Here is a 219-nt window from a genome sequence, read left to right as displayed (position 1 = left end):
ATCTCTGCTCTCATTGCCGTAAAACATGGCAACTACAGTTCACTTACACCGCCTCTCAGCCCGGTACGCACCAGAAATCATTGATATGGCCATGAATGGCGTCGGATGTCGCGCCAGTGCACGCATTATGGGCGTTGGCCTCAACACGGTTTTACGTCACTTAAAAAACTCAGGCCGCAGTCGGTAACCTCGCGCATACAACCGGGCAGTGATGTGATT

The 219-nt window shown here is 52.1% G+C and carries 1 pseudogene; it reads left to right on the top strand.

Going from position 1 to position 219, the window contains the following annotated elements:
* Nucleotides 1-219, top strand: a pseudogene (locus tag BHE85_RS20225) (IS1-like element transposase); the annotation flags it as partial.

This window comes from Shigella sp. FC1567 (genome assembly GCF_001743015.1).
GTDB classification, from domain to species: domain Bacteria; phylum Pseudomonadota; class Gammaproteobacteria; order Enterobacterales; family Enterobacteriaceae; genus Escherichia; species Escherichia coli.
Note: the sequence above shows the minus strand (reverse complement) of the source record. Positions and strands in the feature narration are given on the sequence as shown.